This is a genomic window from Psychrobacillus syltrankelensis (genome assembly GCF_055454035.1).
The window spans coordinates 1,145,829-1,163,677 of sequence record NZ_CM144227.1; the positions used below are offsets into that span (position 1 = coordinate 1,145,829).

Consider the following 17,849-nt stretch of genomic DNA (forward strand, 5'->3'; position numbering starts at 1 on the left):
ATTCTAAAGGTTTTTAATTGTTTTTGGAAGAGCAGAAACTTAATATTACAGTATAAATTGCGATAAGTCTTTATTTTTCACAATATTGTCAAGTTTTTGGTCAATATATCCAGGAGTAATTTGAATATGAGCAGGTGAAATTTCAGAAGCTTCAAACGAAAGTTCTTCTAAAATCTTCTCAAGAATCGTATGAAGTCGTCTTGCTCCTATATTATCGGTCTCTTGATTCACTTCATAAGCTATTTCCCCAATTCTTTCAATTGATTCATCGGAAAATGAAATTGTTACGCCTTCTGTTTGAAGTAAAGCTTCATATTGTTTAGTTAAAGAATGTTGAGGTTCTTTTAAAATTCGAACAAAATCATCTTTTGTAAGTTTTTCTAATTCTACACGAATCGGAAATCTACCTTGAAGTTCTGGTATTAAATCAGAAGGCTTTGACATATGGAATGCGCCAGCTGCTATAAACAAGATATAATCTGTTTTTACTGCTCCGTATTTCGTATTTACTGTTGATCCTTCGACAATAGGTAAAATATCTCTTTGAACGCCTTCTCTTGAAACATCTGCAGAAGCACTGCTTCCACTTCGATTTGCAATCTTATCCATTTCGTCAATAAATATTATTCCAGTTTGTTCTGTTTTCTCTATAGCAATTTGAGATAATTCATCATTATCAATTAGTTTGCTCGCTTCTTCATGCATTAATACTTTCCGTGCATCTTTTACCTTCATTTTTCTTTTCTTCTTTTTCTTGGGTACTAAGCTAGAAAGCGCATCTTGCATATTCATACCCATGCTTTCCATTCCACCACCTTGAAGTGCATCCAAAATGGATGGAGCCTGTTCTGTAACTTCTACCGTTACAATTTCACTTTCTAATTTACCATCTCTTAAATCTTCTGCTATTTGGGATCTTTTCAATCGTACTTCTGTATCTTCATTTTCTGAAGTATCTTCTTCTGACTTTCCTCCAAATAATGCTTCAAAAGGATTTTGATTAGCATTTTTTTTCTTTAATGAAGGAACAAGAAGCTTCACAATAGCATCATTCGCTAATCTTAGTGCCTGTTCCTTCACTTCTTCCATTTTCTCTTCTTTAACAATCCGAATAGCAGATTCTACCAAGTCTCTTACCATCGATTCAACGTCTCTACCCACATATCCTACTTCTGTAAATTTAGTTGCTTCCACTTTTACAAAAGGAGCTTTTGTAAGCTTTGCGATTCTTCTAGCTATTTCTGTTTTACCTACACCTGTTGGACCAATCATTAAAATATTTTTAGGGATTACCTCGTTCTTCATATCTTCGTCTAACAATTGTCTTCTATATCTATTACGGAGTGCTACTGCTACCGCTTTTTTTGCAGCATTTTGACCAACAATGTATTTATTTAAATGCTCTGTAATTTGTTTAGGAGTTAAGTTATTCTCTTTCATTCACCCAATACCTCCACAATTATTTGATGATTTGTAAAAACACAAATATCTGCAGCAGTTGTTAATGCTGCTTTCGCAATTTCTTCAGCCGTCATTTTTTCCCCTGCATATTGCTTTAATGCTCGCCCAGCTGCTAAGGCATAGTTTCCTCCAGAGCCAATAGCAAGTATACCATCATCTGGTTCAATTACTTCACCAGTTCCTGAAACAAGTAACAAATTATTTTTGTCCATTACTAAAAGCATTGCTTCTAGTTGACGTAGCATTTTATCCCCTCTCCATTGCTTTGCTAACTCAACAGATGCGCGCTGAAGATTGCCATTATACTCTAATAATTTCCCTTCAAACATTTCAAATAAAGTAAAGGCATCAGCAACAGACCCAGCAAAACCAGCTATTACTTGACCATTAAATAACCTTCTAACTTTTTTTGCTGTATGTTTCATCACTACCTGATTTCCTAAAGTGACCTGCCCGTCCCCTGCCATTGCTTGACTTCCATTATGACTTACCGCAAAAATAGTAGTTGCATGTATTCCAGTTCCAGCCATATATCATTACCCCCAAAATATCGAATTCACCTTAGCGTATTTAAGCCAAGACTTTTTTATCGCTTCAGAAATTGCCTGAGCTTTAAAAAACAAAAAAATTACCGCCAGATCTTAGGCAATGCTCCTCGATTCAGCATATGCTTACTCGCATTTAAGAAAAAGGTTCATGCTCTAGGATGAGCATTCATATACGTTTTTCTTAAATGTTCCTTTGTAACATGTGTATAAATTTGTGTAGAAGTTAAATGGGAATGCCCTAACAACTCTTGCACACTTCTTAAATCTGCACCATTGTTTAATAAATGTGTAGCAAAAGTATGTCTGAGCATATGAGGATAGATTGTCGTGTGCATTGAAGCTTTTTTTATCATTTCGTTTAGAATATGTCTAACACCACTTGCAGATAAATGATCGCCTCTACTATTCACAAAAAGAAACGGATGAGATGTTGACTTCATTAATTTTGGTCTGCTTTTTTCCACATATTCTTCCACTGCTAATAAGGCATAATCTCCAACAGGAACATATCGCTCTTTTCTACCTTTTCCCATAACTCGAATAATCCCATAACTCTTATCTATATGACTCATTTCGATTGAAATAAGTTCACTTACTCGTATTCCTGTAGCATATAATAGTTCCAATAAGGCCATATTTCGTATGGACAGTAGGTCTGTTCCTTTATTTCCTTCGAATAGTTGTTCCATCTCTTCTTCATAAAAAAAATGTGGTAATAGCTCCTCTTTTTTCGGATGATACAAAGAGCGAAAGGCTTCTTCACGAATATTGTATTCTTTATGAAGAAATCTGTAAAAAGAACGTATGGAAGAAATTTTTCTTGAGATAGATGTTCTCGCTAATTTTTTTTCATAAAGAGCTGTTACATATAATCTTGCATGAACATATTCTACGTCATTTAAATGACTTACACCTTCTTTTTCCAGAAAGAGTAAAAAGTTTTCAATATCTTTTTCATATTCATGGACAGTAAGATTCGAGTAATTTTTCTCTAATTGAATATAATCAATAAACGAGTGTAGTTCAACTAATCCAATCATCCAAACAACTCCAATTCTATTTCCATAGTAAAAGCCTCTAAAAGTATACCAATTTTTAGAGGCTTAAAGCAATTAAATCGATGTATTTTTCACAAAATTTTGAATTGTTGTAAGTGCACGATTAGCTAATTGCTCGGTTCTTACTTTTTTATCTCTAACTTTTGGTTGCAACTCGGGAAATAAGCCAAAGTTAATATTCATTGGCTGGAAATTTTTTGGATCAGCTTCAGTAATATATCTCGCCATACTACCAAGAGCGGTTTCTCTAGGGAGTACGATTAATTCTTCCCCTTTTGCAAGCTTAGCTGCGTTAATACCGGCAAGTAGTCCACTTCCTGCAGATTCTACATAACCTTCTACTCCAGTCATTTGCCCTGCAAAGAAGATTTGATGATTTGCTTTTAATTGATATGTGGGCTGTAATACAGTTGGTGAATTAATGAAAGTATTTCGATGCATAACTCCAAATCGAACAATCTCTACGTTTTCTAAGCCTGGAATTAATTGCAATACTTCTTTTTGTGGTCCCCATTTTAAATGCGTTTGAAACCCAACGATATTATAAAGTGTGCCAGCAGCATCATCTTGTCTTAATTGCACAACTGCATATGGACGCTTCCCTGTTTTCGGATCTTCGAGACCCACTGGTTTCATTGGTCCGAATAATAACGTTTTTCTACCTCTCCCAGCCATTACCTCAACTGGCATACATCCTTCGAAGTAGATTTCTTTTTCAAATTCTTTTAATGGAACAACCTCTGCCGCTACAAGAGCATCATAAAAACGATTAAACTCTTCTTCTGACATTGGACAGTTTAAGTAAGCTGCTTCTCCTTTATCGTAACGGGATTTCAAGTAAACTTTGTCCATATTGATACTGTCTTTTTCTACTATTGGAGCTGCAGCATCATAAAAGTACAAATAATCCTGTCCAGTTAATTCCTTCACTTTTTCTGCTAATGCAGGGGAAGTTAAAGGTCCTGTTGCAATAACAGTTATACCTTCCGGAATGTCAGTAACTTCTTCATTTACAATTTCGATTAAAGGATGATTTCGAATCGTATCCGTAACTCTTCCAGCAAAATCATGTCTGTCAACTGCTAGTGCACCACCGGCAGGGACACAACTATTGTCTGCAGATTGAATAATAAGTGAATCCAACATACGCATTTCTTCTTTAATAACTCCCACAGCGTTTGTTAAATTATTTGCACGGAGTGAATTAGAACAAACTAACTCTGCAAATTTATCTGTATGATGTGCTGGTGTTTGTTTAACAGGTCGCATTTCAAAAAGACGTACTTTTATACCCCGCTTTGCAATTTGCCAAGCAGCCTCGCTTCCTGCAAGTCCTGCACCAATCACATTTACTATTTCAGTCATTTAAAATCCTTCTTTCTTTTAACTCTGTGGATCTTCTTTGTAATCACAAGAAACACATTGAATTTGTATACCTTTTTTCAATTTCTTTTCAACAAGCATCTCACTACATTTTGGACATGGTCTATTTATAGGTTTATCCCATGATACAAAATCACATGTAGGATATCGATCGCAACCATAAAAGATTCGTTTTGTTTTACTTTTACGTTCAACAATCTGTCCTTCTCCACAAGATGGACAAGGAACACCGATTTCTTTAACTATTGCCTTCGTATTCCTACATTCAGGAAAATTACTGCAAGCCATAAACTTGCCAAATCGTCCTAGTTTATAAACCATTGGAGAGCCGCAATTTTCACAATCTTCTCCGGTTGGTTCATCTTTTATTACGATTTTCTCCATTTCAGCATCTGCATGCTCCACATGTTTCGCAAAGTCCTGATAAAACCCATCGATTACTTGAACCCATTTAACTTGTCCTTCTTCTACACTATCTAAATCTTTTTCCATTTGTGCTGTAAACTCGATATCCAAAACATTAGGGAAAAACTCTAACACAAGCTGATGTACAATCGTCCCAAGCTCGGTTGGCACAAAGCGTTTTGTTTCTAACGCAACATAGCCTCTTTTTTGAATAGTATCGAGCGTTGGAGCGTACGTAGATGGTCTACCTATACCAAGTTCTTCAAGCGTTTTTACTAATCTCGCCTCTGAATATCTTGGTGGTGGCTGAGTAAAATGTTGTTTTGGCTCAATGGAAAGTGCATTCACTTTATCCCCAACTTCTAGAACAGGTAACAACTTATCTTTGTCCTCTGTTTGGTCGTCGGAACCTTCCACATATAATTTCATAAATCCAGGGAACTTTACTTGCGATCCGTTAGCACGGAAAATAGCTTCTCCATTTTTCAAATCCACCGCAACTGTATCTAGTATTGCAGGAGCCATTTGACTAGCGATAAAACGCTCCCATATTAGTTTGTATAATCGAAATAAATCTTTCGAAAGTATACTTTTTAACTGTTCTGGCGTTCTCAAGATACTTGTCGGTCTGACAGCTTCATGCGCATCTTGCGCTTTCTTAGATTGTTTTTCTTCTTTCTTACTCGTTATATATTCCACACCATATTCATTTTTAATGAATTCATGTGCATCTGTTTTTGCAGATTCAGAGATTCTAGTAGAATCTGTACGCATATAAGTAATTAAACCAACAGTTCCTTCCTTTTTCCCTAAATCAATACCTTCATATAGTTGTTGTGCTAGCATCATTGTTTTTCTTGCACGAAAGTTAAGTTTACGTGCAGCTTCTTGTTGAAGAGAGGAGGTAGTGAAAGATGAAGCTGGATTTCTCTTTCTTTCTTTTTTCACTACATTTGTAACTTCAAACTTTTTACCTTTTATAACATTCATAACTTCTTTTACGTCATTTTCATTTGAAAGTTTTGCTTTATCTTTTTCTGTGCCATAGTACAGCGCATCAAATGCTTTTTTGTTTTTGTCAAACTGGCCTTCAATTGTCCAATATTCTTCTGGAACGAAATTGTTTATTTCATTTTCTCGGTCAATAATTAATCTTAATGCGACAGATTGAACTCTACCAGCTGAGAGACCTTTTTTCACTTTCTTCCATAGAATAGGGCTAATATTATAACCTACCAGACGATCTAATATTCTTCTTGCCTGTTGGGCATCTACTAAGTCCATATCAATCGGTCGTGGATGTTTAAAGGATTCTAATATAGCATCTTTTGTAATTTCATTAAAAACTACTCGGCATTCAGAATCGAGATCAACATTTAAAGCCTTTGCCAGATGCCAAGCAATTGCTTCTCCTTCTCTGTCGGGGTCAGCTGCGAGATAGATTTTTTTCGCTTTTTTTGCAGCATTTTTCAAATCTTGTAAAACGGGACCTTTTCCTCTAATTGTAATATATTTTGGTTCGTAATCATTTTCGACATCTACACCCATCTTACTTCTCGGTAAATCTATAACATGTCCGATGGATGCCTTCACTTTATATTTTTTTCCAAGATAACGTTCAATTGTTTTTGCCTTTGCAGGCGATTCCACAATAACTAAGTAATCCGACATAAATATGCCTCCTTATAGAGGGTAACTCCGCATTTTGCTTCAAAAGAAATACCTGTTGCAAAATGTATAACACATTTCCTACAATTGCAAGGCTTTTCATTTATTTATTTGTTTATTTGTTCATTTTCACATAATTCTTCAAGAATTTGATATCCGTTCCAAATGGGTTTAGCCCCTTCCAATATGAGAAGATGAGGTCCTTTTGACAGAGGAGAATGAATGGATCCTGGGATCGCAAATACTTCTTTCCCATTTTCTAGAGCATGTTCCATCGTAGAAACTGTCCCACTTTTTTCTTTCGCTTCTGTAATTAGTACCCCTTGGGATAAACCACTAATAATTCGATTTCTCATCGGAAAATTCCACTTTTTAGGTGTCATATAAGGAGGATATTCGGTTAATAATAATTGGTTTTTTGACATAATCTTTGCTAATTCTTCATTTTGTTTTGGATAAACATGGAATAACCCTGTACCCAATACTGCAATTGTCTTTCCTCCATGATTTATCGTTATTTCATGTGCCAAAGTATCCGTACCTTTTGCAAGACCACTAATAATAACAAAATTGTTATCAATTAAAGGTGGTAAAATTTTTTCTATACTTTGTCGAGAATAATCGGTTGCTTCACGAGAACCAATAATTGCAAGCTTTTTTTGTATATTTAATAGCTTAATATCTCCCTTTGCATACAGCACTGCTGGAGGATCATAAAGATTTTTTAAACTTAGCGGATACATGGGATCGGTATAAATTATTGGGGTTATTTGGTGTTTTTCATAGATTTGAAGAAATGGGGTTTCTACAAATTTTTTATACATTTCTTGTAACTGTATCGCACGATTATGTGAAATATGGAGAATACCAGAAAGTAAATTAGACTGAATCTTTTCTAACTGAGCTAATGTGGGATTGTATTCAATTAGAGGTTGTAGTTTGTTCATTGGTACAGGAAATACATAATGTAAAGCTAAAAAACGGTTAAGCCACTGTTCGTCTTTATTCTTCAATATGCTCCTCCTTTATATAAAAAAGTACGGCAACACCATTAGATGTGCCGTACTCTTATATTAATGTGTTTTACAAGCGTCGTAAAGACCTGCTTCTTTAATAGCTTCAATTAAAGTCTCACCAATAACAGATGGTGTAGCAGCAACTTTCATTCCTGCATCTTTCATAGCTTTGATTTTACCTTCAGCTGTACCTTGTCCACCAGAGATAATTGCACCAGCGTGACCCATACGTTTTCCTTCTGGAGCTGTTTGACCGCCGATGAATCCAATTACAGGTTTTGTCATATTAGCTTTGATCCATGCTGCTGCTTCTTCTTCAGCAGTACCACCAATCTCACCAATCATAACAACGGCATAAGTTTCTTCATCTGCATTAAAAGCAGTTAAAGCATCGATAAAGTTAGTACCATTTACCGGATCCCCACCAATACCTACAGCAGTTGTTTGACCGATACCAGCTTGTGTTAACTGATGAACCGCTTCATAAGTTAATGTACCAGAACGTGATACAACTCCTACATGACCTTTTGTATGAATATATCCTGGCATAATACCAATTTTACATTCATCTGCAGTAATAACACCTGGACAGTTAGGTCCTACTAAACGAGTTTTCTTACCTTCCATGTAACGTTTCACGTTAACCATGTCTAACACTGGGATATGTTCTGTAATACAGATTGTCATATCTAGTTCAGCATCTACCGCTTCCAAAATTGCATCAGCAGCAAAAGGAGCTGGTACATAGATGACAGAAACGTTTGCGCCAGTTGCTTTTACAGCGTCTTCTACTGTATTGAAAACTGGAACGCCTTCAACTTCAGTACCACCTTTACCAGGTGTAACCCCAGCAACGATTTTAGTACCATATTCAAGCATTTGTTTTGTATGGAAAAGAGCAGTTGAGCCCGTAATTCCTTGAACGATTACTTTCGTATCTTTATTAATATATACGCCCACTTTATGTCCCTGCCTTTCTTATCCTACAAGATTAACGATTTTTTGAGCACCGTCTGCCATTGAGTCAGCAGCGATAATATTTAAGCCAGATTCATTTAATAATTTTTTACCTAAGTCTACATTTGTACCTTCTAAACGTACTACTAATGGCACTGCAAGACCTACTTCTTTCGCAGCAATAATAACACCTTCTGCGATTACGTCACATTTCATGATTCCACCGAAGATATTAACGAAAATACCTTTTACGTTTACGTCAGAAAGGATGATTTTGAATGCTTCAGTTACTTTTTCAGCTGTAGCACCGCCCCCAACGTCAAGGAAGTTTGCGGGTGAACCGCCGTAATAGCTAATTGTATCCATTGTAGCCATAGCTAGTCCTGCTCCATTAACCATACAACCGATATTTCCATCTAAAGAAATATAGCTTAAGTCATATTTAGAAGCTTCGATTTCTTTTGCATCTTCTTCGTCATAGTCGCGCATTTCAAGAATATCAGCGTGACGATATAAAGCATTTGCATCGAAGTTGAATTTTGCATCAAGTGCTAATACGTTGTCATCGTTAGTTACTACTAACGGGTTGATTTCAACGATAGAAGCATCTTTTTCTTTATAAACTTGATATAAACCAAGCATGAATTTAGCTGCTTTGTTAACAAGTTTAGCTGGAATATTCATTTTAAAAGCCATACGACGAGCTTGGAAACCTGTTAATCCTACAACTGGATCGATTTCTTCATAGAATAATTTCTCAGGAGTATTTGCTGCTACTTCTTCGATATCCATTCCGCCCTCTTCAGAGCCCATTAAAGTTACACGAGAAGTTGCGCGGTCTAAAACTAAACCTACATAATATTCTTTTTTAATGTCGCTACCTTCTTCGATAAGTAAACGTTTAATTTCTTTACCTTCTGGACCTGTTTGGTGTGTAACTAACACTTTACCTAAAAGTTCCTTCGCGTATTCACGTACCTCATCTAAATTTTTAGCGATTTTTACCCCACCAGCTTTACCACGACCACCTGCGTGAATTTGCGCTTTAACAACAATAACGCTTGAGCCTAACTCTTTTGCTGCTTTAACTGCCTCTTCAGGTGAGAAAGCCACAATCCCGTTAGAAACTGCTACGCCATATTGTCTGAGGAGTTGTTTACCTTGATATTCATGGATATTCATTTTACATCCTCCAATCAAACTTATGTCCAGTAATTTACTACCTATCTCATTGTAATAAACCACGCACATCTTGTCTACAAAAGTACAATATTTATATTAAACTACGAATATTCGGATATTTTGTCGAATTTAAGAGAATGAATTTGTATTTTTACACATGTGTTAATTAACCAAAAGTATCTAGTAAATTACTAGTTAAATTGGTGGTAAGACACTTGGCATTCGGTATATAGTCACTTTTGGATTGCTTTGGACTGAATATCACTACACCATTACCGTGATTTCTGGATTTGAAAGGTAGTGACCCTTCTCACACAGCACCTCCATACGATTAGTATTTCTTTGCTTATATAAGCAAGGAATGCATCTAAAAAAAGTGATTAATCAACCAACGTGGTATTTTTACTTTTTTCTTTATCTAGTTTATAAACAAAAGAAAATACCTCCGCTACTGCTTGATACAACTCTTCCGGTATAGATTGGTTTATATCCAATTGTCCAAGAAGTTCTACCAAACTTGGATCCTCTTGAATTGGAACATTATTCTCCTTTGCCTTAAGTAATATATTTTCCGCAATCTTTCCTTTTCCTTTCGCTACAACTGTTGGAGCATTTATAATACCTGGTTGGTAGCTTAATGCGACAGCTTCTTTTCGGGAGTGCTTTTCATCTTTCATATCCGTATATCTACTCCTTGCGATTCCTTTGAAAGTAATTTTGAGTTTAGTGAAGAGGATATTTTTTGATCATCAAATGTCTTCACAAATACCCCCGATAGTTTATATCCTACTTTCAAAAGTCCTTCTTTTAGAGATTCTTTCAACATATTCGTAATCGGCTGCAATCGAGCATCATTATTATATAGGGAAATTGTAACAACTCGATTTTGAACTTGCATGTCTACCACTGTTTCTTCTAAAGTTTCTAAATGTAAATAAAACATAATTCTCGCAAAATCCGAATCAATTTTGCCATCCTCTTTCATTCTTCCATTCCACTCAAGTGTTGCATCCATTTTTTTTCCGAGAAATTCTAATGGCACTTGCATTAACAACTGATGTTGGGGGCCATTTTCATTTGATAATATTTGTAACCCATTCATACGATTTAATAGTAAGTTTGCATGATCTTTAAGAGGAGCTGATGCCACTTGATTTTGAATTAACTCTACTAATTGTGGTTTTAACTCTTCAGCAAGTTTTCTTACATCTTCATTTTGAAAGTTAATCTTTGCTTCGTAACTAAATCCCAAATTTTTTAGTACTTCTTTCATGGCATGCTCAAATGCTCTTCCATCTAACTGATTAAGTACATTTTCTTCAGCTTGTTGTAGAGATGTTGAGAAAAATGGATGTGTACTATTTTTACTTAAAGTTATTACTTGTTGAAGCGTTTGACTTATTACTTCTAGGTTTGCACCTTTACCTAATAAGGATAGTAAGTGTTCCTTAGCTGTAAGACCATTCACATCTTTAGAGAATATTGCTTGTTGACTTTGTTCAGCAAATACTTGCACTAACGCATTATTCACCTTTGAAGTTTGAATAGGCTGTCCATTATCTTTTAATAAAGATAATATTTGGTCTTTTTGTTCTGTTGTTAACAAAGATTGAGTGCTTACCCAGTCCCTTAGTTGTGGAATCATTATATTAATTTCATTAACTTGTTTAAAATTAGTCATTATCTCCCCAGCAGAATTAGGTAAAGATGCCGAAACTGAGGGTGGAGTAATATTATTCAAAGCTGCTGTAGACGGCAAGATTTCGGCTTCTTTTAACGCTTGTAACAAAGCTAACTTAGTACTCATGATTGACTGTGGATTTTGTAAAATTTCTATCTGTTTCCCTATTACGGCACCTGCAACTGGCTCTCCAAATGGATCAGAAATTTTTTGCAGTGTTTGAAGCAAATTGTTTTTTACATTGGACGGGATAGACAAATCTTGTTGTAAAGCAACTTTGAAATCTTGAATTTGCGTTTGTAAACTATTAGTAGATTTCCCACTTAATACAGATTCAAATATTTGTTGAGTTAAAGGGAATTTCAACTCGGTCATCTTGCGAATTGCCTCTAACCCTTCTTTCATTGTCACATTTGAAGGGAGCTGCTTTAATAATTGTTCTACTTGGAGTAATAAATCTTTCGAAATTGGCAATTGTTCCTTCAAGTAAAATTGAACAATCGCTTGCATTTCTGTTGTTTTCGAAAGATTCATTGCTTGTAAAAGTTGTTGGGTTTGTTGAGCAAGCGAATTTCCTTGAGTTAGCGGTCCTGAGACTACTTTTAATTGGAGTTCTGGGTCTGATTTCGTCACTTGAAAAAAATGTGCATCTCCAGCTTTTAGGGGAGTTTCAAGCTTTGCAATTACTTTTTGATTGCCGATTTGTACTTCTGCTGTTTGATTGGGAAACAATTTTTTTATGGTTCCGTGAACAACTTGTCCCTCTTTCATAGATGCTTGAGTATTGGTTGAAACCACTTGTGTATTTTTGGATTGTATGGAAGAAAAAGATGTTGAAGACATTAATTCACCTCATTTTTTTAATAAAGATTTAATCGGTTCGAATGTTTTCCTATGATGGATAGTTGGACCGTGCTTATAGATCATTTCTAAATGTTCTTTTGTTCCATATCCTGCATGTTTGTTGAATAGATACTGAGGGTACTCTTCATGTAATTGTTCCATATAGTCATCACGTGCGGTTTTAGCTAATATTGATGCTGCTGCAATCGCCAAACTACTTGCGTCTCCTTTTATTATAGAATGCGTTTTAATATGAATCGGAAGCACCATTGCATCGACTAGAACCACCGAGGGGAGTTCACGTAAGTTTAACACCGCCTCAGTCATAGACTGTTTCGTTGCCTCATAAATGTTAAGTTCATCTATTTTTTCCACAGACTGGAAATGAATATAATAGCTCACTGCATTATTTTTTATTAAAGTAGCTAGTTCGTTTCGTTTCTTTTTAGATAACTGTTTCGAATCATTTAAACCGAGAAGTTGTTCTGTATTTTGGTTTAAGATAACTGCTGCTGTAACAACTGGACCGGCTAATGGACCACGCCCTGCTTCATCAACACCAGCTATTAAATCTGTGGAGGTTTGACAATAACTAGCGTCAAACAAGCACTTCTCTTGATGTTCTAATAATTCTTTTGCAATTTTCTTTTGCTTGTTCTTCCATGTATTTAATAATTTAATAGCCCCACTTCTACCATCCTCTTCTAGTTCTTTCATCCATGGTTCGTATGAAAGAGTAGATTCTAGTTTTTCTTTTATATCTTTTAAGCTTTTCATTTATTTCACTTCAACTTTCTATCTCTCACTTTATGTATCGGTATGTATATTGAAAAATCGAGAAAACCCTTTTCACCAAATGGCAAAAAGGGTAAATTTTCTTTTATTTTGTTACAAAATCAAAGGTTAATCGACCTAGATGGAGGTTACGTATATCTCTTACGATTAGTTCTGCTACTTGATCGTAATCAATTTCACCGCCGTTAGAATAGCATCTTCTTAACTTTCCAATATGATCGAAAGTTACTACTAAGTCTTCACTAACTTCTGTTATTTTATATCTTTCTTCCATTCGCTTTGGATAATACTCTTGTAAAAATCGAAGACCATATACCGCTAAGTCCTCCATATTGATCAATGAATCTTTAATAGCTCCAGTTAATGCCAGTTTATATCCGACTTGTTGATCTTCGAATTTGGGCCATAGAATACCTGGAGTATCTAGTAGTTCAATTTCCCTTTCGACCTTTATCCATTGCTGTTTTTTAGTAAGGCCGGGCGTATTACCAGTTTTCGCTATATTCTTTTTAGCAAATCGATTAATAAGTGTTGACTTTCCGACATTAGGAATTCCAACTATCATTGCACGAATTGCTCGAGGTTTTATACCTCTTTCTTTCATTCGATCCCATTTGGGCTTTAAAAGCTCTTTAGCGGCTTTAAAAACAGCTTGTAGGCCTTTTCCCTCTAATGAGTTAATCGCCACCGTAGGGAGCCCTTTTGAGTCAAAATAGGCTATCCACTTTTTCGTTTCCGATTCATCAGCCATATCCATCTTATTTAATATAAGTAATCTTGTTTTCTGATGTACGACTTCATCAATCATGGGATTTCGAGAAGATAGCGGTAAGCGTGCATCTACTAATTCAAAAATAATATCTACCAGTTTTAAATTCTCAGTTACTTCTCTTCTTGCTTTGGCCATATGACCAGGAAACCATTGAATTGTCATCTAATATCTCCTCCTTTAAAGGATGAGAAAGTATCTTTTTCTTCTACTTTCTAACTTTCAAGTTTACCGGTAACTTCGCATTTACTATTTAACAAAACCAATTTCTTTAAATGGCCAGAAAACAAGATTTGTATTTCCAATAATTTCATTAATAGCAACCAGACCAATAAGTCGACTATCTTTACTGTATCTTCGGTTATCCCCCATTACAAAAATATAACCTTCTGGAATTTTATCCACCTGGGCAGCAGTCTCTTGTAAAGTGAAGTCATCCGTTAAAGTTCCTTCGGTGATCTCGCTTTTGTATTGATCTAAATATGGTTCAGCAATTGGTTTTCCGTTTATATATAGCTGATCATTTTTATATTCAACAGTATCACCAGGAAGTCCTATTACACGTTTAATGTAATTCTTTTGCTCTGGAGCATGAAATACAACTATATCAAAACGATGTGGTTCACCAATCATGTAACCAATTTTATTCACAACCATCCGGTCACCATTTTTTAAAGTCGGCATCATCGAATCACCGTCTACTACTATTGGTGTAAATAAAAAGAAACGAATAATTGCGGCAATACCAAATGCAATTAAAAGTGCTTTGGACCATTCCCATAACTCGTTCTTTTCTTTCTTCACTCGTTCCATCAACTTGCCCCCTTTATATACTCTCTTTATTGTACAAGGAAATTCTATTTCAAGCAAAAAGAAAAGTAATAATTTTATTTTTAGTAAATATTTCAGAACTTTTTGTGACAACGAAAAAAATGTCTTAGAGCAACCAATTGAAATGTGAAAGCAACTGATTCTACTGGGAGAGCAACCATTTGAACAATTCGGCTAAGAAAAACGCAAGCGTCCTTTAAGAGCATCCTTTCCTCACCGTTTCCAGAGTACTTTGGACGAAACATTCACTACACTATTATCGTTGGAATGTTTATCTGGAAGTGACTGCGTCACTTCCAGATAAACTTTTTTCGGTAATCTTGTGGCGGATGTTTGTCCGTCGCTCTCTTGAAATTTGTAAGGACATAATGCGTTTGGTTTGGATAATTAGTGAAAAAATACTTTCCTACTCAGTTGAAAAGCGGACGAAGATACAATTTCGTCCGCTCATGCCTTCTCTATTTATTGATGCTGCCTATTTTTCTCAAATCCCACGGGATTACTCGTATTATTAAGTTTAAATGCTCAACTAAAAAGTTAAAAACTGTCATAGAGCTATATTTTTTTCCGATGCACAAAAAATTTTAAAAAGCAACAACGATTGGGCTAAATCTTCTTGTTAGTACTACTCACTTTATGGATTGAAGTGAAAGGTGGCGACTCCAGACGGAGGCCAGCAGGATGTTGGTCTCGAAGGCGTTGCCACACGATGTGGCGCTCTTAGCCTTCGTTCCTCTGTGAGACAGATGAGCCATCACAACGTACGCGTAGCGGCGGTGACGGCTCATCACTCACCCCGCGGAACGCGTCCACCTGAAACGGAAATCCCCGGTATCTTATCTTTACTATTTCCAGAGGGCTTTGGACGAAACATTAGCTACACTATTACCGTTGGAACTTTAGTGGAGACTGCGTCACTTCACAATCCATTTTTCCGGAAATCTTGTGGCAGATGTTTGTCCGCCGCCATTGTCGTTTGGATAATGTGAAAATAAATCCTTTCCTATCCTTTTAAAAGCGGACGAAGATACAATTTCGTCCACTAAAGCTTCTTTAGCAATGGATACTATCTATTGTAATTCGAGACCAAGTACTCGAGCGTAGTTAAGGAAGCGGTAAGATGTTTGCTTCCAGGAAACTAACCTGTTCATGGCATAAACTCTTAAATAAAAAAATGTTGTAGCAAAAGTGGTTTCACTTTTACTACAACATTTACATTTTTACTATTAGCGACGTTCTTTAATGCGAGCCGCTTTACCGCGTAGTTCACGTAAGTAGTACAATTTAGCACGACGAACTTTACCACGACGAATAACTTCTAAGTTTGCAATTTTTGGAGTGTGTACAGGGAATGTACGTTCAACACCAACGCCAGAAGAAATTTTACGAACTGTGAAAGTTTCGCTAATTCCGCCTCCACGACGTTTAATTACAATACCTTCGTACATTTGGATACGTTCACGAGTTCCCTCTACAACCTTAACGTGTACACGAACAGTGTCACCTGGGCGGAATGTAGGAAGATCCGTACGTAATTGCTCTTTAGTGATTTCTGAAATAATGTTTTGCATTTTTTTCTCTCCTTGTATAGAATGCTCTTACACTCATTAACTGTTGCAGCGGAACACCCAAAATGCGCACTTCACATAGAAGTACATAGTAGAATATAACATACCTCATTGCTGTATGCAATAAATTTTAATAAGTTTCAACTACTTCAATTTATTAATCATCTCTTTATCCAAATCACTTAATTGGATTTGTTCTAGAAGTTCCGGTCTTCTACTTAATGTTCGTTTCAAAGACTGTTCTCTTCTCCATTTTTCAATCGCCGCATGATTTCCTGATAATAATACATCGGGCACTTTGTATCCTCGATACTCTACTGGTCGTGTATAGTGTGGATGCTCCAGTAAACCGGTTGAAAATGAGTCCTTTTCATGTGATTCCGCATTCCCTAAAACATTGGGTAAAAGTCTTACAACGCTATCGACAATCGTCATTGCAGCAAGTTCTCCACCTGTTAACACAAAATCTCCTAAAGAAATTTCATCCGTTACAAGATGTTCTCGAATCCGTTCATCATAACCTTCATAATGTCCGCAAATGAATATTAGCTCCTCTTCAAGTGCAAGTTCCTCTGCTTTGCGCTGCGAGAAACGTTCTCCTTGAGGACAGAGTAAAATAATGCGTCTCTTTTGTTCTGTGTTTGTAGTAAGCGAATCAATTGCATTAAAGAGGGGTTCTGGCTTTAATACCATTCCGGCTCCACCACCATAAGGATAATCATCTACCTGGTGATGTTTGTTTCCGGAAAAGTCTCGAAAATTTACTACATTTAGTGATACTTCATTCTTTTCCTGAGCTTTTTTCAAAATGGAAGTATTAAAAACACCTGTAAACATTTCCGGAAAAAGCGAAAGAATGTGAATGTTCATCATGATAACAAACCTTCTAATACTTCAATGATAATTTTTTTATTATCAATATCCACTGACCTAACTACATCTTCAATATATGGTATGTAATGTGTTTTCCCTTTTTCAGGTTGAACAGCCCAAACATCATTCGCACCTGTTTGAATGATTTCAGTGATTTTACCTATCGTTTCACCATCTATCGATTCAACTGTGCATCCAATTATTTCATGAAAGTAGAATTCATTTTCTTCTAAATCTGAAAGGTCCTTTTCAGATACTTTTAATACCGCATCTCTAAAAACCTCTACATCTTTTAGCAATGAATACCCTTCGAATGTTAATAAATCAAAGTTCTTATGCTTTCGATGACTAGCAACTTTTACGATAATCGGTTTTGATCCATCCGCCTTGTAAAGTCCAAGTTCACTTCCAACTTCGTAGCGCTCATCAGGAAAGTCAGTCGTAGATATAACACGAACCTCTCCCCAAATGCCATGTGTATTCACTATTTTACCAACGTTATACCATTCCACAATGTTACCTCCCTATCAAAAAAGGAAGAACAAAGTGTTCTCCCTTTTTGTACATTAATCTTGAATGTCGACATATGTTTTTTTCTTTTGGTGACTGCCTGCTGCTGAGTAAACAATAGTACGAATGGCTTTCGCTACCCGTCCTTGTTTGCCAATTACTTTCCCCATATCTTCAGGATGAACAGATAGCTTATAAACTATACGGTTTACGCTTTCTTCTTTTTCAATCTGAACCTTATCTGGATAATCAACTAATGGTTTTACGATTGCTTCGATCAGCTGCTTCACATTGTCCCCTC

The 17,849-nt window shown here is 36.0% G+C and carries 17 protein-coding genes; all 17 read right to left on the reverse strand.

The window, feature by feature from the left end; all coding sequences use genetic code 11:
• Window positions 1-45: 45 nt before the first annotated feature.
• A complete protein-coding gene (gene hslU, locus ACTSKG_RS05865; protein ID WP_464757208.1) occupies window positions 46-1,440 on the reverse strand; it encodes an ATP-dependent protease ATPase subunit HslU in 1,395 nt (464 codons plus the stop codon).
• Window positions 1,437-1,991, reverse strand: a complete 555-nt coding sequence (gene hslV, locus ACTSKG_RS05870) for an ATP-dependent protease subunit HslV (RefSeq protein WP_387579779.1) — start codon at window positions 1,989-1,991, stop codon at window positions 1,437-1,439. Before hslV ends, hslU begins: the two co-directional genes overlap by 4 nt.
• Window positions 1,992-2,155: 164 nt before the next feature.
• Window positions 2,156-3,049 (reverse strand): tyrosine recombinase XerC, encoded by an 894-nt coding sequence (gene xerC, locus ACTSKG_RS05875; RefSeq protein ID WP_464757209.1) that lies wholly within the window; start codon window positions 3,047-3,049, stop codon window positions 2,156-2,158.
• Window positions 3,050-3,121: 72 nt separating this feature from the next.
• A complete protein-coding gene (trmFO, locus tag ACTSKG_RS05880) occupies window positions 3,122-4,432 on the reverse strand; it encodes an FADH(2)-oxidizing methylenetetrahydrofolate--tRNA-(uracil(54)-C(5))-methyltransferase TrmFO (protein WP_464757210.1) in 1,311 nt (436 codons plus the stop codon).
• 18 nt (window positions 4,433-4,450) lie between these two features.
• A complete protein-coding gene (topA, locus tag ACTSKG_RS05885) occupies window positions 4,451-6,526 on the reverse strand; it encodes a type I DNA topoisomerase (RefSeq protein ID WP_464757211.1) in 2,076 nt (691 codons plus the stop codon).
• A 104-nt stretch (window positions 6,527-6,630) separates the two neighbouring features.
• Window positions 6,631-7,536, reverse strand: coding sequence for a DNA-processing protein DprA (dprA, locus tag ACTSKG_RS05890; RefSeq protein WP_464757212.1), 906 nt, complete (start codon window positions 7,534-7,536; stop codon window positions 6,631-6,633).
• A gap of 60 nt (window positions 7,537-7,596) precedes the next feature.
• On the reverse strand, window positions 7,597-8,499 hold the full coding sequence (gene sucD / locus ACTSKG_RS05895) for a succinate--CoA ligase subunit alpha (RefSeq protein ID WP_464757213.1): 903 nt from the start codon (window positions 8,497-8,499) through the stop codon (window positions 7,597-7,599).
• Between the two features lie 18 nt (window positions 8,500-8,517).
• The gene (sucC, locus tag ACTSKG_RS05900; protein ID WP_464757214.1) at window positions 8,518-9,678 is read right to left on the reverse strand and encodes an ADP-forming succinate--CoA ligase subunit beta; all 1,161 of its coding nucleotides are present in this window, start codon (window positions 9,676-9,678) and stop codon (window positions 8,518-8,520) included.
• Window positions 9,679-10,058: 380 nt separating this feature from the next.
• Window positions 10,059-10,355 (reverse strand): EscU/YscU/HrcU family type III secretion system export apparatus switch protein, encoded by a 297-nt coding sequence (locus ACTSKG_RS05905; RefSeq protein WP_464757215.1) that lies wholly within the window; start codon window positions 10,353-10,355, stop codon window positions 10,059-10,061.
• The gene (locus tag ACTSKG_RS05910; protein ID WP_464757216.1) at window positions 10,352-12,202 is read right to left on the reverse strand and encodes a hypothetical protein; all 1,851 of its coding nucleotides are present in this window, start codon (window positions 12,200-12,202) and stop codon (window positions 10,352-10,354) included. The genes ACTSKG_RS05905 and ACTSKG_RS05910 overlap by 4 nt, the downstream gene beginning before the upstream one ends.
• 9 nt (window positions 12,203-12,211) lie before the next feature.
• Complete coding sequence (locus ACTSKG_RS05915) at window positions 12,212-12,979, reverse strand: ribonuclease HII (protein WP_464757217.1); 768 nt, start codon at window positions 12,977-12,979, stop codon at window positions 12,212-12,214.
• A 103-nt stretch (window positions 12,980-13,082) separates the two neighbouring features.
• The gene (gene ylqF, locus ACTSKG_RS05920; RefSeq protein ID WP_464757218.1) at window positions 13,083-13,931 is read right to left on the reverse strand and encodes a ribosome biogenesis GTPase YlqF; all 849 of its coding nucleotides are present in this window, start codon (window positions 13,929-13,931) and stop codon (window positions 13,083-13,085) included.
• A gap of 84 nt (window positions 13,932-14,015) precedes the next feature.
• Entirely contained in the window at window positions 14,016-14,579 is a 564-nt protein-coding gene (gene lepB, locus ACTSKG_RS05925; RefSeq protein ID WP_464757219.1) for a signal peptidase I, read from the reverse strand.
• Window positions 14,580-15,823: 1,244 nt separating this feature from the next.
• Window positions 15,824-16,168 carry a 50S ribosomal protein L19 gene (gene rplS, locus ACTSKG_RS05930; RefSeq protein ID WP_387579750.1) on the reverse strand — a complete coding sequence of 115 codons (345 nt, stop codon included), beginning with the start codon at window positions 16,166-16,168 and terminating at the stop codon, window positions 15,824-15,826.
• 141 nt (window positions 16,169-16,309) lie between these two features.
• Window positions 16,310-17,035 (reverse strand): tRNA (guanosine(37)-N1)-methyltransferase TrmD, encoded by a 726-nt coding sequence (gene trmD, locus ACTSKG_RS05935; RefSeq protein WP_464757982.1) that lies wholly within the window; start codon window positions 17,033-17,035, stop codon window positions 16,310-16,312.
• Entirely contained in the window at window positions 17,035-17,550 is a 516-nt protein-coding gene (rimM, locus tag ACTSKG_RS05940; protein WP_464757220.1) for a ribosome maturation factor RimM, read from the reverse strand. The genes trmD and rimM overlap by 1 nt, the downstream gene beginning before the upstream one ends.
• Before the next feature lie 54 nt (window positions 17,551-17,604).
• Window positions 17,605-17,838, reverse strand: coding sequence for a KH domain-containing protein (locus ACTSKG_RS05945; RefSeq protein ID WP_387579746.1), 234 nt, complete (start codon window positions 17,836-17,838; stop codon window positions 17,605-17,607).
• Window positions 17,839-17,849: the final 11 nt, after the last annotated feature.

What these genes read in the sequence shown, in the direction of transcription:
- hslU (WP_464757208.1), bottom strand. Translation starts at nt 1,440, where the DNA reads ATGAAAGAGAATAACTTAACTCCTAAACAAATTACAGAGCATTTAAAT.
- hslV (WP_387579779.1), bottom strand. Translation starts at nt 1,991, where the DNA reads ATGGCTGGAACTGGAATACATGCAACTACTATTTTTGCGGTAAGTCAT.
- xerC (WP_464757209.1), bottom strand. Translation starts at nt 3,049, where the DNA reads ATGATTGGATTAGTTGAACTACACTCGTTTATTGATTATATTCAATTA.
- trmFO (WP_464757210.1), bottom strand. Translation starts at nt 4,432, where the DNA reads ATGACTGAAATAGTAAATGTGATTGGTGCAGGACTTGCAGGAAGCGAG.
- topA (WP_464757211.1), bottom strand. Translation starts at nt 6,526, where the DNA reads ATGTCGGATTACTTAGTTATTGTGGAATCGCCTGCAAAGGCAAAAACA.
- sucC (WP_464757214.1), bottom strand. Translation starts at nt 9,678, where the DNA reads ATGAATATCCATGAATATCAAGGTAAACAACTCCTCAGACAATATGGC.
- ACTSKG_RS05905 (WP_464757215.1), bottom strand. Translation starts at nt 10,355, where the DNA reads ATGAAAGATGAAAAGCACTCCCGAAAAGAAGCTGTCGCATTAAGCTAC.
- ACTSKG_RS05910 (WP_464757216.1), bottom strand. Translation starts at nt 12,202, where the DNA reads ATGTCTTCAACATCTTTTTCTTCCATACAATCCAAAAATACACAAGTG.
- ACTSKG_RS05915 (WP_464757217.1), bottom strand. Translation starts at nt 12,979, where the DNA reads ATGAAAAGCTTAAAAGATATAAAAGAAAAACTAGAATCTACTCTTTCA.
- ylqF (WP_464757218.1), bottom strand. Translation starts at nt 13,931, where the DNA reads ATGACAATTCAATGGTTTCCTGGTCATATGGCCAAAGCAAGAAGAGAA.
- lepB (WP_464757219.1), bottom strand. Translation starts at nt 14,579, where the DNA reads ATGGAACGAGTGAAGAAAGAAAAGAACGAGTTATGGGAATGGTCCAAA.
- rplS (WP_387579750.1), bottom strand. Translation starts at nt 16,168, where the DNA reads ATGCAAAACATTATTTCAGAAATCACTAAAGAGCAATTACGTACGGAT.
- trmD (WP_464757982.1), bottom strand. Translation starts at nt 17,035, where the DNA reads ATGAACATTCACATTCTTTCGCTTTTTCCGGAAATGTTTACAGGTGTT.